The 15,243-nt window shown below is 23.7% G+C and carries 13 protein-coding genes, 1 tRNA gene and 3 pseudogenes; 9 read left to right on the forward strand and 8 right to left on the reverse strand.

The genetic code is table 4. The features are described from left to right. Positions 1–4 precede the first annotated feature (4 nt). A complete protein-coding gene (locus tag ACQH20_RS00610) occupies positions 5–913 on the reverse strand; it encodes an IS3 family transposase (RefSeq protein WP_425377136.1) in 909 nt (302 codons plus the stop codon). A 158-nt stretch (positions 914–1,071) separates the two neighbouring features. Here ACQH20_RS00610 and ACQH20_RS00615 point away from each other — a divergent pair, with 158 nt between their 5' ends. The 7 genes and pseudogenes from ACQH20_RS00615 to ACQH20_RS00645 all read left to right on the forward strand — a co-directional run bounded on the left by ACQH20_RS00615 (position 1,072) and on the right by ACQH20_RS00645 (position 9,017). Beyond that, on the forward strand, positions 1,072–1,752 hold the full coding sequence (locus ACQH20_RS00615) for an IS3 family transposase (protein WP_425377137.1): 681 nt from the start codon (positions 1,072–1,074) through the stop codon (positions 1,750–1,752). A 321-nt stretch (positions 1,753–2,073) separates the two neighbouring features. Further along, the gene (gene rpiB, locus ACQH20_RS00620; RefSeq protein ID WP_425377551.1) at positions 2,074–2,502 is read left to right on the forward strand and encodes a ribose 5-phosphate isomerase B; all 429 of its coding nucleotides are present in this window, start codon (positions 2,074–2,076) and stop codon (positions 2,500–2,502) included. A 37-nt stretch (positions 2,503–2,539) separates the two neighbouring features. Continuing rightward, positions 2,540–3,841: a serine hydroxymethyltransferase gene (gene glyA / locus ACQH20_RS00625; protein ID WP_425377138.1), complete on the forward strand. Its 1,302-nt coding sequence runs from the start codon at positions 2,540–2,542 to the stop codon at positions 3,839–3,841. A 137-nt stretch (positions 3,842–3,978) separates the two neighbouring features. Further along, a pseudogene (locus tag ACQH20_RS00630) lies at positions 3,979–5,216 on the forward strand (IS256 family transposase). 720 nt (positions 5,217–5,936) lie between these two features. Then, entirely contained in the window at positions 5,937–6,881 is a 945-nt protein-coding gene (locus ACQH20_RS00635) for an IS30 family transposase (RefSeq protein ID WP_425376675.1), read from the forward strand. 524 nt (positions 6,882–7,405) lie between these two features. Next, positions 7,406–8,659 carry an HAD family acid phosphatase gene (locus tag ACQH20_RS00640; protein WP_425377139.1) on the forward strand — a complete coding sequence of 418 codons (1,254 nt, stop codon included), beginning with the start codon at positions 7,406–7,408 and terminating at the stop codon, positions 8,657–8,659. Positions 8,660–8,795: 136 nt separating this feature from the next. Next, positions 8,796–9,017, forward strand: coding sequence for a hypothetical protein (locus ACQH20_RS00645; RefSeq protein WP_425377140.1), 222 nt, complete (start codon positions 8,796–8,798; stop codon positions 9,015–9,017). A gap of 61 nt (positions 9,018–9,078) precedes the next feature. On the opposite strand, the gene ACQH20_RS00650 is transcribed toward ACQH20_RS00645, so the two are convergent. Continuing rightward, the gene (locus tag ACQH20_RS00650) at positions 9,079–9,621 is read right to left on the reverse strand and encodes a DUF402 domain-containing protein (RefSeq protein WP_425377141.1); all 543 of its coding nucleotides are present in this window, start codon (positions 9,619–9,621) and stop codon (positions 9,079–9,081) included. 151 nt (positions 9,622–9,772) lie between these two features. Beyond that, positions 9,773–9,849 (reverse strand) — tRNA-His (locus ACQH20_RS00655). A 154-nt stretch (positions 9,850–10,003) separates the two neighbouring features. Between ACQH20_RS00655 and ACQH20_RS00660 the strand changes: the two are divergent. Further along, a pseudogene (locus tag ACQH20_RS00660) lies at positions 10,004–10,381 on the forward strand (helix-turn-helix domain-containing protein); the annotation flags it as partial. A gap of 90 nt (positions 10,382–10,471) precedes the next feature. Here ACQH20_RS00660 and ACQH20_RS00665 read toward each other — a convergent pair. Then, positions 10,472–11,650, reverse strand: coding sequence for an IS3 family transposase (locus ACQH20_RS00665; protein ID WP_425377142.1), 1,179 nt, complete (start codon positions 11,648–11,650; stop codon positions 10,472–10,474). A 12-nt stretch (positions 11,651–11,662) separates the two neighbouring features. On the opposite strand from ACQH20_RS00665, the pseudogene ACQH20_RS00670 reads away from it, so the two are divergent. Continuing rightward, positions 11,663–12,386, forward strand: a pseudogene (locus ACQH20_RS00670) (IS30 family transposase); the annotation flags it as partial. On the opposite strand, the gene ACQH20_RS00675 reads toward ACQH20_RS00670, so the two are convergent. The 4 genes from ACQH20_RS00675 to ACQH20_RS00690 all read right to left on the reverse strand — a co-directional run bounded on the left by ACQH20_RS00675 (position 12,328) and on the right by ACQH20_RS00690 (position 15,223). Beyond that, a complete protein-coding gene (locus ACQH20_RS00675) occupies positions 12,328–12,501 on the reverse strand; it encodes a hypothetical protein (RefSeq protein WP_425377143.1) in 174 nt (57 codons plus the stop codon). The pseudogene ACQH20_RS00670 and the gene ACQH20_RS00675 overlap by 59 nt on opposite strands. Positions 12,502–12,664: 163 nt before the next feature. After that, the gene (locus tag ACQH20_RS00680; RefSeq protein ID WP_425377144.1) at positions 12,665–13,513 is read right to left on the reverse strand and encodes an energy-coupling factor transporter transmembrane component T family protein; all 849 of its coding nucleotides are present in this window, start codon (positions 13,511–13,513) and stop codon (positions 12,665–12,667) included. A 13-nt stretch (positions 13,514–13,526) separates the two neighbouring features. After that, complete coding sequence (locus tag ACQH20_RS00685) at positions 13,527–14,405, reverse strand: energy-coupling factor transporter ATPase (protein ID WP_281748539.1); 879 nt, start codon at positions 14,403–14,405, stop codon at positions 13,527–13,529. Continuing rightward, positions 14,381–15,223: an energy-coupling factor transporter ATPase gene (locus tag ACQH20_RS00690; RefSeq protein WP_425377145.1), complete on the reverse strand. Its 843-nt coding sequence runs from the start codon at positions 15,221–15,223 to the stop codon at positions 14,381–14,383. The genes ACQH20_RS00685 and ACQH20_RS00690 overlap by 25 nt, the downstream gene beginning before the upstream one ends. Positions 15,224–15,243 lie beyond the last annotated feature (20 nt).

Consider the following 15,243-nt stretch of genomic DNA (forward strand, 5'->3'; position numbering starts at 1 on the left):
AACATTACCGATTTGTATAGTGAAATCCTTGATCTGATTGTAAAATTCATGAAGTAGGTTTTTGAGCATTAACTCAAGCTTGGATAATGTTTTGGACAACAAATGTCATGTCTAAACTTGCACTTATTTTATAATCTAATATTTCATTATTATGAAAATCTTTAACAATTGATAAATAATATGTTTTACCATTAGTTAATAAATAAGTTATATCAGTACCTAATTTTTCATTTAAATTAGTAGTTGAAAAATCACGTTTTAATAAATTATCATATCTTAAACTTCCTGATTTAGTTCTATAATCAAATTTTTTTATGCGAACCTTAGCTTTTAAACTCATATTTTTCATATATCTATATACAATATGAAATTTTAATTTTAAATTATAAATTTTGTTAATTCATAAAGTTATCATTTTATAACCATAAATTTCTTGAAATTCATAAAAAATATTTTTAATTATATTAGCTAAAAATGTATCTCATTTATTAAATTCATTCATTCCATTCTTAATTCACTTATAATATCCTGATTTTGAAACATTTAATAATCAACATAAATAACTAATCTGATATTTTTTCTTCAATGAGAAAATCACAAAATATTTCTTCTTTTTTGTCGATTTTTCTAAATACTTTTTTATATCGTTCATTGCCTCAATATATTCAATTAATTCTTGTTTTGTCATTTCATTAAAATTTAAAGATTTGGGTCGACCTGTTCTTTTGGTTTTTTTAGCACGAATTCCATTGCCATATTCTAAACCTTTTTCACCTAATAATTTATATGCTTTAATTCATTCTTTTATTGATGATCGACCAATACCATACTCTAATGCGGTTTTATCAATTGTTTTAATTTTACTTATTTTTATTATTTTTAACTTTTCTTCTTTTAATAGTCATTTAGCCATAAAAAAATGAACACCTTCCTTAAAATATTTTTAACACAAAGGTTACAATTCTGTGTCTACTTTATTCTAGATGTTCAGAATTTAATAAATGAGATACATTTTTAGCTAATATAATTAAAAATATTTTTTATGAATTTCAAGAAATTTATGGTTATAAAATGATAATTTTATGAATTAACAAAATTTATAATTTAAAATTAAAATTTCATATTGTATATAGATATATGAAAAATATGAGTTTAAAAGCTAAGGTTCGCATAAAAAAATTTGATTATAGAACTAAATCAGGAAGTTTAAGATATGATAATTTATTAAAACGTGATTTTTCAACTACTAATTTAAATGAAAAATTAGGTACTGATATAACTTATTTATTAACTAATGGTAAAACATATTATTTATCAATTGTTAAAGATTTTCATAATAATGAAATATTAGATTATAAAATAAGTGCAAGTTTAGACATGACATTTGTTGTCCAAAACATTATCCAAGCTTGAGTTAATGCTCAAAAACCTACTTCATGAATTTTACAATCAGATCAAGGATTTCACTATACAAATCCTTCTTATAAAATTTTATGTGATGAATTAAAAATAAAAATTTCAATGTCTAGAAGAGGTAATTCCTGTGATAATGGTGCTACTGAAACTTGATTTGGAACAATGAAAACAGAATTTCTATATCAAATTCCAAGAAAAAATAGAACTATTGAATGAATACAAGACAACTTACCTAAATATATTTACTTTTATAATAATTATAGACCTCAAATAAAATTAAAAGGAATGAGTCCAATCGAATATCGATTAGCTCATTCCAAACCAACAAATAATTAGTTCATACCTATAAATTTAACACTTACAAACGCTATTTTATAAAATTTAATAAAAGGTTACTTTTATTGTCCACTTTTCTTGACAAGTTCAATTTCCGATCATTTTTTTAATTTTCATAATAAGAATCTCACCTTTCTTTTAGCAGTATTTTAACATATTTATTAATAGCAATAATGATTAAATTTGATTATTATAGGAAAAAATATTTTTCTTTTTGTAATAAAAATTATTTTAAAAAGAAAATATATTAATTTTAAAATTAATAGGTATAATAAAACTAATATTTAAACTAAGGAAGTGATAAAGTTGAAAACTAATGGTTTAGTAATTGCTATTGGTAATGATCATACCGCTTATGAATTTAAACAACCAATTATTAAATTTTTACATACAGAAGGCTATCAAATTTTAAATTTAGGAACAAATAGCATTGAGCCTGTTGATTATCCTAATTTTGGTTTTAATGTTGCTAATGCTATTGTTAGTAAAAAAGCAGATTTTGGTATTGTAATTTGTGGTACTGGTATTGGTATTAGCATTGCTACCAATCGTATTAATGGTGTTCGTTGTGCCCTTTGCTATGAAGAAGAAACAGTAAGATTGGCAAGGCTTCATAATGACGCTAATGTTTTAGCACTAGGTGCTAGAATTATTTCTGATTATAAAGCAGTAGAACTTGTGAAATTATTTTTAAATACTAAAACAAGTGATGAAAAAAGACATCAATTAAGAGTTGCAAAACTAAAATAATTTTACTATTAAATTATTAAAGAGAGGATGTTTAAAAATGGATAAATCTTTTAATAAGGGTCTTGACCCAGAATTAAAAAAAATTGTGAAAGATGAATGACAACGTCAACAAAATCATATTGAATTAATAGCTTCAGAAAACTATGTATCACCAGCTGTACTTACACTTGCTGGAACAATATTAACTAATAAGTATGCAGAAGGTTATCCGGGCAGAAGATATTATAATGGTTGCGAAAATGTTGATAAAATTGAAAATTTGGCAATAGAGCGTTTTAAACAATTATTTAATTGTAATCATAAACCGGGTCAATGTAAAAAAGGTAATTTTCATGCTAATGTACAACCTCATTCTGGTAGTCAAGCTAATGCTGAAGCATATGCTGCTATATTACGTCCAGGTGATACTATTCTTGGTATGGAACTTGATGCCGGTGGTCATTTAACTCATGGTTATAAAATTAATTTTTCTGGTAAAATTTATCACGGTGTTAATTATGGTGTAAGTAAAAAGGATGAATATTTAGATTATGATGAAATTTTAAAAATTGCTAAAGAATGTAAACCAAAAATTATTGTAGCAGGAGCTAGTGCTTATTCAAGACTTATTGATTGATCAAAGTTTCGTAAAATTGCTGATACTGTTGGAGCATATTTAATGGTTGATATGGCGCATATTGCTGGATTAATTGCTGCTGGATTACATCAAAATCCTATTTGTTATGCTGATATTACAACAACAACAACTCATAAAACATTAAGAGGACCACGCGGTGGTGCTATTCTTTGCACCAAAGAATTAAAAAAGAAAATTGATAGTGCGGTATTTCCCGGTAATCAAGGTGGGCCATTGGAACATATTATTGCAGCAAAAGCACAAGCTTTTTATGAAGCATTAACGCCAGAATTTAAAACTTATCAAATGCAAGTAATTAAAAATGCTCAAGCATTAGCGAAAACTTTTCTTGATGCAAAATTTCATGTAGTGGCGGGTGGAACTGATAATCATTTATTAACTGTTAATGTTACTAATATTAACGGTTTAAATGGTAAAGAAGCTGTTGATATTTTAGAAAAGATTAATATTGTTGCTAATAAGAATGGTGTTCCCTTTGATCCTTTACCAGCTGTTATTACTAGTGGTGTTCGTTTTGGTAGTCCAGCAATGACAACGAGAGGTTTTAAAGAAGAGCAGTTTATTGAATTAGGAAAGATTATTATTAGTGCTTGAAAATTACCTAAGGGTATTAATGATGATGGTTTAAATGAATTAAGAAAAAAAGTTGATATGCTTTTAAATAAATTTCCCATTTATGAAGATATAAAATTACCTCAATAATAAAATAATTATTTTATGTTTGGAATATAAAAATAAAAGTTTTGGTAATGTTTAGTAATCTGTGTAACTTACAAAAATAACTATGTTTAATTAATTCTAGTAAATATAATTAAATGACTAGAAAGAGTGAGTTACAGATGGCTAAAAAGCAAAATATTAATAATAATGATCCAATATCAAAAGCAGTAGATTTATTATTAGAAAATACTGAAGATTTAACAACAGTTTTTAAAGAGGGAGGATTGTATAAAGAATTAACAAAAAGATTAGTAGAAAAAATGTTGAATTCTGAGATGCAAAATTATTTAGGATATGATAAGAATCAACATAGTAATAGTGACAATGCTCGTAATGGTATAAGTTCAAAAAAATTAATAACTCAACAAGGTAAAATTGAGATTGATGTACCACGAGATCGCAATAGTAATTTTAATCCTGTAATAGTTGCAAAAAGACAAAGAAGATTTGAAGGTTTTGATCAACAAGTTCTTTCTTTATATGCAAAAGGTATGACATTATCAGATATTAGAATGCAATTACAAGAGTTATATCATGGTGCTGATATTAGTGAAAGTGTTATTAGTCAAATTACTGATGATGTTATTGATGATGTAAAAGCATGGCAAAATCGACCATTAGAAAGTGTCTATCCGATTGTTTATTTTGATTGCATAATAGTGAAAGTACGACAAGATAAAAGGATTATTAATAAATCAGTTTATATAGCTTTAGGAGTTGATTTAGAAGGTAAAAAAGATGTTTTAGGTTTATGAATTAGTGAAAATGAAGGTGCTAAATTTTGATTAGCAAATTTAACAGAAATGAAAAATCGTGGCTTAAATGATATTCTTATTGCCTGCAGTGATAATTTAACAGGCATGTCAGAAGCAATACAATCAGTTTATCTTAAAACAGAACATCAATTATGCATAGTTCATCAAATTAGAAATAGTTTGAAATATGTCCATATAAGCATAGAAAATCTCTAGTTGCAGATTTAAAACCAATTTATACTGCATGTAGTGAAGAACAAGCAATGCAGGCTTTAGAATCCTTTGAAAATAAGTGAAATAAACAATATCCTCAAATTGCTAAATCTTGATATAAAAATTGAGATAATTTAATTGTTTTTATTAGTTATCCTGCAGAAATTAAAAGAGTGATTTATACAACAAATGCTATTGAATCTGTAAATAGTCAATTACGAAAAGTTATCAGAAATAAAAAAGTTTTTCCTAATGATATGGCAGTTTTTAAAATATTTTATTTAGCAATTGAAAATATAACAAAAAAATGAACAATGCCCATTCAAAATTGAAATACAGCAATTGCTCATTTTATGATAAAATTTGAAGATAGAATTAATCTAAACTAGTACTTTGTAAAACAAAGATACACAGATTACATAAAAGCCTCATATAATCTACTATTTGTTATTTATGTATTTACTTCATGGTAATTGTAAATTTGTTAATGTATAATGCATTAATTGTCGATGTATGCTAATAATTAAAACGTTAAATATTGTTACAATAAGTAAAATTCATCAATGATCGTTTAAAGTATTAAAATAATCAAGTTTGCTTTTAAAAACGGCAGTTTCAACTAACATAAATAATGCATTTAAAATGAAAAAAATTAATCAACCAAAACTAAATAGAATAATTAGATAACGATAAAATTTAGTTTGAAAAGTACTACCTTTGACTTTAATTTGATAAACTGTTTCATAAGTATAATGATTAATAGAAAAAGCAAACAAAATTAATAGAATTAAACTATTTATGCCAACTATTAATAAAATATTAATTATTTTTTCACTAGTAGTATTTATTAAAATTGAACCTATTATTATAAATATAATTTGAACAATTAATCACAAAATGCTAACATAAAAAAAACTTTTTTTTGTTCAGTATTTAATTAATTCATTTTCCATTTTGTATCACCATATTAATTTTAGTATATTTTATGCAAATATAGAATAAAATTTATCTTTTTATAATTTTTCCTGAATTGTAAAATTAAAAAAGACATTTATATAAAAATTAAATTGTGTTAATTCTATAATTAAGAAAAGAAAGGAATTAGCACAATGTATAAGTATCTGACTATTGAATCAATAATAGCAATAAAAGAATATAAAAGTTATGAATTTTCAATTCGTAAAATAGCAAAAGCTGTTGATTATAGTAAATCAACTGTACATAGAGTTTGCAGATTATTAAATCAAAACTTATTACCATTAGAAATATTGAATCAAATTCAAAAAAAGAAGCAAAATGCAGGTAGAAAATTAATAATTTTAACTTTAACAGAAATTAATACTATTAATTATTTGTTAATTACTAAAAATTATGCGCTTGATATAATTGCTAATTTTTTAAAGGAAAATAAAATAAAAAGTATTTCAACAAAAACTTTATATAACATGTTTAAAACAAATCGAATGGGTTTTGATGAAAATAACTTATTGAGAAAAGGAAAAAATAAACCTCATAAACGAAAAGAAACTAGAGGACGAATTAATAATTGTAAATCTATTCATGAAAGAAATTTAATCATTCCTAATATTAAAAATATACAAGAATTTGGTCATTTAGAGGGTGATACTATCATTGGTAAAGATCATAAAAGTTCTATTATTACTTTAGCTGATATATGATCAAAAACGACAATTCCTTTAGTTTCTAAAAATCATAAAGCAGAAAATATTACAAAAAGTATAATAAAATTTATTTCAAAGTTACAAAAAGGAACAGTTAAAACTATTACTTTTGATCGTGGTAAAGAATTTAGTAAATGAAAATTAATCGAAAAAATTTGCAATGTTAAGATTTATTTTGCAGATCCTGGCAAACCTTGTCAAAGAGGTTTAAATGAAAATAATAATGGTATTTTAAGAAGATATTTACCAAAATCTACAGATCTATCTTTATATAAACAAAAAGACTTAAATGCTATAGCATTTCAAATTAATTCTACACCCAGAAAATCACTATCTTATAAAAGCCCAATAGACTTAATACAATTATTTTAAAAACTGTCCCATTTGTCCCATTTATATTTACAATTCAGGTTATAGAAATAACCATTACCGGCATTAATGTTGTCAAAAGTAGATAAATACCAATGTTAGATAATTTTTTTGAAAATTTTAACATCCTTTTACCTCTTTATAATTATTATTTCGCAATATTTCTAGTAAACTATTCGTACTTTATTTTTAACATCTTATGCAAAAAAAATTTAAAATCTATAAACAATAATTTTATTTATCAATCATTTTTAAAATTATTAAAAACTAAATGTAATTAATAATTAAATATCTAATTTTACATTTATCTTAACATTTAGCCAATATAAATCAACAATAATACGTAATTTAAATAGTTAATAATAATTATATCTTGTCTTTTAAATTTTAAAAATAAATATATTTTCTTTATTGATTGTAAAATTTCAAAAAAAATGTTAAAAAAACTACAAACTAAATATAGTTTTTAACCTATTTACTTTGTTTCTCAAAGTAAATAGGTTTTTATTTTTAAAAGGAGAAAAAACATGAAAAAAATATTAAAAATAATAAGTGGTTTAATAATTATTACAAGTACAAGTTTAAACGCTATTGGATGTTATAAAAATAACAATATTTATGATTTAAAAGTGTTACAATCAATAATTTGACAAGAATCAGCAGAAAGAAAAATATCCTTATTAAATACTTTTCGTGCAGCAATAAAACAGTATGATGATGTTATAGAAGCAAATAAAAAACATTTATCATTAGATGTTATTTACGCAACCGCAAATAAACCTAATGCCAAAAATGATGAAGAAGATAAAAATTACACTGTGCATTATAATGAATCAAAAATTGAAGCTAATAAATATGTACCTATTGTTATTACTGATTTGGATGAAACATTCATAAATAATATTGGTTTTTCAATTTATAAATTTTTTAATCCAAAAATGAAAGATATGGATTATGAATTTAAAAAATGAGTTGATCATCAAGTCAATTTTGAAGAACAACTTTATAATGGAGTTTTAGAATTTGTTAAACATGTATGAAAAAGTGGTGGTATTGTTTTATTTGATTCAAATCGTTTTCAAGGCGAAAATATCAAGTATGGAGATGAAGCAATACCAACTAAAAAACTACTAGAAAATAATTATTATCCAAAGGCATTTCTTGATAGTTATGTTTGATGAATGCAAGGAGTAACTAAATATAATTCAAGTAATTATAAAGATTTAATATCAAAAGAAAATCGTTTTAATTATATTAATAATAACAATTTTAAATTATCATCAAAAGATAAAAATAGTATGCAAATAAAAAATTGAGAAAATGATTTAGTACCAATAAAAAATGTACCATCCCATATTCTAATGAGATTGGGTGATAACATTAATGATTTTCATTCTAATTTAACTAATTCAGAATTAATTGATAAAATATCATTAAAAAATGAATTAATAAATAATAAAAATTTTAATAACTTAATTGGTAAAGTGGGAGATGAATTTTGATTTACAAAAAATAAAAATGGAGAAATAATAGAACATTATTGAAAAGAAAATGAAAAAAATAGTTTAATTGATAGTGATCTAAAAAACCTTGGTTTTGTAAAAGAAATTAAACTAGAAGAAGGAAAAATTAGTTGAAAAGAAACTTATGTACTGGTTGGCGGTAATGATGTATATGGTAATTTTTTATGAGATTTAGAAAAAAAATATGGTTGTAATTTAGATAATTGATTAAATTTACTAAAACATTATTTCAAAATATATGAAAATATATGAAAATAATTTACAAAGTTAATATATTTGATAATTGTAAATTTTCAAAAAGATGTTAAAAATAACTATAAACTAAATATTGTTTTTAACCTATTTACTTTGAGAAACAAAGTAAATAGGTTTTTATTTTTAAAAGGAGTAAAAAATGAATAAACAAATTGAACAAGAAATAAAAAACTTAATGTTTAAAGAAATAAAAAAATTAAAAACATATGCTATTAATTATCATAATTACAAAAAGAAAATACAATTTAATGATATAGATATTCAAAATATAAATAATAGTATTGAAGATAAAAATAAAAAAAGTAATATAAACAGTATTATGAGAGAACATAATTATGCAAAAACATTACCTATTTTATAAAAAAATTTAATTTAGTTATAAAAAGTTTTAATATCAAAAATAGTAAGAACATATGTTCTTACTATTTTTGTAAACTTTGGTCTTGATAATTTTTTCAATAATTTAAAATTACATCATCATTAAATAAATTAATTTCATTTTTCTTAATTCCTTTTTTTAATTTATTTATATTTTGTCATAATATATTTTGTAAAGGTATTGGATACTTTCATATTCGACGATTAGTTTTAAATTCTTTCAAATCTAACAGTTTATAAGAACGATTAGGAAATACTTTAACATCTAAATCATAATCAATGTATTTAACTGTTTGCGAATCTAAAATAAAAGGACTGGCAATATTACAATAATAATGAACACCATCATTACGAATCATACAAATAATATTGTATCAATCATTTTTAAAAAATAACCAAATTGCTGGATCAATGGTTGTTCATTTACGACCATTAATTTCAGTAATTGTTACATTCTCATTTACTAAAACTAAATATTTTTCAGTATCTTCTAAAACAATTGAATTATTTCAACTACGATATAAATCGCCATTATGCTTATATGCATGAATTGAAAGTATTTGCCCTTCTTTAAGGTACATATACATTTAAACCTCAACTTTCTGCAAATCATAAAACATAATAATTATACCATTATTTATTTAGTAAATAAAAAGCGAAAAATAAATTTATAATAATATTTATTTAAAAAAGAAAAAACTCCAAAAAGGAGTAGTAAAAAAACATAATTTTATTAAATGGGGCGACTGACGGGATTCGAACCCGCGAATGTCAGTTCCACAAACTGATGCGCTAGACCGCTACGCCACAGTCGCCATATTAGTTTCTATAAGTAAAACCGTTAAATATTATACAATAAATTTATGATTTTTTAATATTTTTTTCCTGAATTGTAAAATTAAAAAGGACATTTATATAAAAATTAAATTGTGTTAATTCTATAATTAAGAAAAGAAAGGAATTAGCACAATGTATAAGTATCTGACTATTGAATCAATAATAGCAATAAAAGAATATAAAAGTTATGAATTTTCAATTCGTAAAATAGCAAAAGCTGTTGATTATAGTAAATCAACTGTACATAGAGTTTGCAGATTATTAAATCAAAACTTATTACCATTAGAAATATTGAATCAAATTCAAAAAAAGAAGCAAAATGCAGGTAGAAAATTAATAATTTTAACTTTAACAGAAATTAATACTATTAATTATTTGTTAATTACTAAAAATTATGTGCTTGATATAATTGCTAATTTTTTAAAGGAAAATAAAATAAAAAGTATTTCAACAAAAACTTTATATAACATGTTTAAAACAAATCGAATGGGTTTTGATGAAAATAACTTATGAACTTGTCAAGAAAAGTGGACAATAAAAGTAACCTTTTATTAAATTTTATAAAATAGCGTTTGTAAGTGTTAAATTTATAGGTATGAACTAATTATTTGTTGGTTTGGAATGAGCTAATCGATATTCGATTGGACTCATTCCTTTTAATTTTATTTGAGGTCGATAATTATTATAAAAGTAAATATATTTAGGTAAGTTGTCTTGTATTCATTCAATAGTTCTATTTTTTCTTGGAATTTGATATAGAAATTCTGTTTTCATTGTTCCAAATCAAGTTTCAGTAGCACCATTATCACAGGAATTACCTCTTCTAGACATTGAAATTTTTATTTTTAATTCATCACATAAAATTTTATAAGAAGGATTTGTATAGTGAAATCCTTGATCTGATTGTAAAATTCATGAAGTAGGTTTTTGAGCATTAACTCAAGCTTGGATAATGTTTTGGACAACAAATGTCATGTCTAAACTTGCACTTATTTTATAATCTAATATTTCATTATTATGAAAATCTTTAACAATTGATAAATAATATGTTTTACCATTAGTTAATAAATAAGTTATATCAGTACCTAATTTTTCATTTAAATTAGTAGTTGAAAAATCACGTTTTAATAAATTATCATATCTTAAACTTCCTGATTTAGTTCTATAATCAAATTTTTTTATGCGAACCTTAGCTTTTAAACTCATATTTTTCATATATCTATATACAATATGAAATTTTAATTTTAAATTATAAATTTTGTTAATTCATAAAGTTATCATTTTATAACCATAAATTTCTTGAAATTCATAAAAAATATTTTTAATTATATTAGCTAAAAATGTATCTCATTTATTAAATTCATTCATTCCATTCTTAATTCACTTATAATATCCTGATTTTGAAACATTTAATAATCAACATAAATAACTAATCTGATATTTTTTCTTCAATGAGAAAATCACAAAATATTTCTTCTTTTTTGTCGATTTTTCTAAATACTTTTTTATATCGTTCATTGCCTCAATATATTCAATTAATTCTTGTTTTGTCATTTCATTAAAATTTAAAGATTTGGGTCGACCTGTTCTTTTGGTTTTTTTAGCACGAATTCCATTGCCATATTCTAAACCTTTTTCACCTAATAATTTATATGCTTTAATTCATTCTTTTATTGATGATCGATCAATACCATACTCTAATGCGGTTTTATCAATTGTTTTAATTTTACTTATTTTTATTATTTTTAACTTTTCTTCTTTTGATAGTCATTTAGCCATAAAAAAATGAACACCTTCCTTAAAGTATTTTTAACACAAAGGTTACAATTCTGTGTCTACTTTATTCTAGATGTTCACTTATTGAGAAAAGGAAAAAATAAACCTCATAAACGAAAAGAAACTAGAGGACGAATTAATAATTGTAAATCTATTCATGAAAGAAATTTAATCATTCCTAATATTAAAAATATACAAGAATTTGGTCATTTAGAGGGTGATACTATCATTGGTAAAGATCATAAAAGTTCTATTATTACTTTAGCTGATATATGATCAAAAACCACAATTCCTTTAGTTTCTAAAAATCATAAAGCAGAAAATATTACAAAAAGTATAATAAAATTTATTTCAAAGTTACAAAAAGGAACAGTTAAAACTATTACTTTTGATCGTGGTAAAGAATTTAATGGGACTTTCCATCAATCTGTGTAACTTAGTGATTTTACAACTAAAATTTATTTAAAAAACACATTTTTTAGGAAAGTCCCAATTTAATAAATGAAAATTAATCGAAAAAATTTGCAATGTTAAGATTTATTTTGCAGATCCTGGCAAACCTTGTCAAAGAGGTTTAAATTAAAATAATAATGGTATTTTAAGAAGATATTTACCAAAATCTACAGATCTATCTTTATATAAACAAAAAGACTTAAATGCTATAGCATTTCAAATTAATTTTACACCCAGAAAATCACTATCTTATAAAAGCCCAATAGACTTAATACAATTATTTTAAAAACTGTCCCATTTGTCCCATTTATATTTACAATTCAGGTTTCTTGGATTTCTTTTTCAATACGTTTCTGATTTTCTTCAAAATCTCTTCTTTCAAATTTTCATTCTCTAGACATACTTAATTTCTCCTCTTTTAAAAAAATAAAAAACCCATATACTTTAAAATAAGACAACGGGTTAAAAACTATATTAAGTTTATAAAATTATTATACTTAAGAAAAATATAATTACAAATATTTTCTAAATATATAAATAAAAATTTAATTATTTTTTTATATATTATTGTGAATAATAATCATCAATAAATGGAATTCTTCAAAATATTTCTGGATGATAAGTATAAGATATAAGAAATGCTAACAATCCTACACCAATAATAAAGAAAAATATATCTTTAAAATCAATATGGTATTGACGAAAACGTGTTCTTTTACCTTGTGGATCATAACCCCTTGAATCCATAGCGTATGCTAAATCTTCTGCTTTTTGAAATGAAGAAACTAATAAGGGAATAATTAATGATACTAACGATTTAACTTTTTCTTTAAAATGACCATTCTTTAAATCTACACCACGTGATGCTTGCGCTTTTAAAATTCTGCCGGCTTCATCTAATAATGTAGGAATTGAACGAAGAGCAATAGAAATAATCATTGAAATAATATGTACTGGAAATTTAATTAATTTTAGTGGTAACATTAAATCTTCTAATGCTAATGTTAAATCTAATGGTTGAGTTGTGGTTGTTAAAATTGTTGTAATTAAAATCATTAAATAAATTCTAAGAGCAATATAAATACTAACAAATATAGCTTTATACGATACTTTAATACCATGCCAACGTCAAATCATTTCTACATTAGGGTTATCAGTTAAAAAACAATTAATTATAAATAAAATAAATGCCATAAATAAAATGGGACGCATTAATTTTAATAACATCATAAAAGGTAATTTTGCACAAAAGAAAATTGTTATGACAGTAAAACCAATAAGAGCGTAACCTTCAAAACCAGTATGAAAAAAAAGTGAAGCAATTAAACAAATTAAAACTAGTAATTTAATTCTTGGATCTACACGATGAATGATTGAATTTAAAGGTAAATAACGACCAAAACTAACTTTCATTATTTATTACTCCTTACTTTTTATTGCTATTTTTTTTGGATAATATTTTTGACAACTGGTCAATTAATTCTGAATCACTTCTAGCAGTAATTTTTGATGTATCAAATCCTGCTGCTTCTAATTTATATAAAAAACTATAAATTTTTGGTGGCTCAATTCCGGTTTCGGTAATTAATTTTTTATCTCTAAAAATAGTAATTGGATCTGCTTTTTTATAAATCTGTGTATTATGTAACACAATAACTTCATCAGCAACCATTAGTACATGATTCATATTATGAGTTACTAAAATAATAGTTTTATTTTCTTTATGATTTAAATCATAAAATAAATTAATTAATTCTTTTTCACCATCGGGATCAAGTCCTGCTGTTGGTTCATCTAAAATTAAAGTATGACCTTGTAATGCCAAAATACCAGCAATAGCAACTCTTCGTTTTTGACCACCAGACAAATCAAATGGACTTCTTGATAAGTATGTTTCGTCTAATCCAACCAAATTAATATATTTTTTTGCTAACTCTCGTGCTTTATCTTTTTTCTCACCAAAATTAACTGGTCCAAACATAATATCTCGTTCAATAGTTTCTTCAAATAACTGATATTCGGGAAATTGAAAAACTAAGCCAATTTGTTTACGTATTTTTTTAATATCACGAATTTTTTTTTGATTAGCCTTAATAATAAAATCATTAATAGCAACTGAACCTGCCATTGGAACTAATAAACCATTAATATGTTGAATCATAGTTGATTTACCACTACCAGTTTCACCAATAATAGCAACTATTTTTTGTTCAACAATTTCAATAGTAATATCTTTTAATGCTTGATATTGATAAGGGGTTTTTGGAGAATAAGTATAACTTACTTCTTTGAATTTAATTGACATAAGCTAGAAATCAGCTCCTCTTCACTTAATGTTTCATTAATATTAATTCCCTTATTTTTTAAACCTAACGATACTTTTAAAACAAAAGGAATATCTAAATGAATACTTTGTAAAAACTCTCATTCTTTTAATATTTCAAATGGAGTTCCATAACGAACTAATTTACCTTTATTCATAACAATAATTTTATCGGCATTAATAATTTCATCCATATCATGAGTAATAGAAATAATAGTTTTATTGCGTTGTTCTTGTAATTTTAACATAATTTCTTTAACTTCTCGTTTACCTTTTGGATCAAGCATACTAGTTGCCTCATCAAAAATAATAATATCAGGTTCTAAAGCTAAAACTGAAGCAATAGCTACACGTTGTTTTTGACCACCAGATAATCATAGTGGTTCATGATCTAAATATTTTTCCATACCCACTGCCCTAGAAACTCTGTCAATAATTGCTGGCATATCACTGGGCTCAACTAAATGATTTTCCAAGCCAAAAGCAATATCATCACGAACAGTTGAACCTATAAATTGGTTATCAGGATTTTGAAAAACAATACCTAAGTGACGACGTAATTGTTTAATGTTTTTATTAGTAATTGTTTCACCAAATAATTGAATTGTACCTTTTTGTTTGTGTAAAACACCAATAATAATTTTTGAAAGTGTTGACTTACCACTACCATTATGACCAATTATAGTAATATATTCACCATGATTAATATCAAAACTAACATTATCAACAGCGTTATTGTATTCTGGTTTATAACGAAATTCAACATTTTTTAAACTTAATGAAATTTTAGATTTACTCATATTACTTCTAACTCCATTTT

This window comes from Spiroplasma endosymbiont of Aleiodes alternator (assembly GCF_964031135.1).
GTDB lineage: Bacteria > Bacillota_I > Bacilli_A > Mycoplasmatales > VBWQ01 > Spiroplasma_E.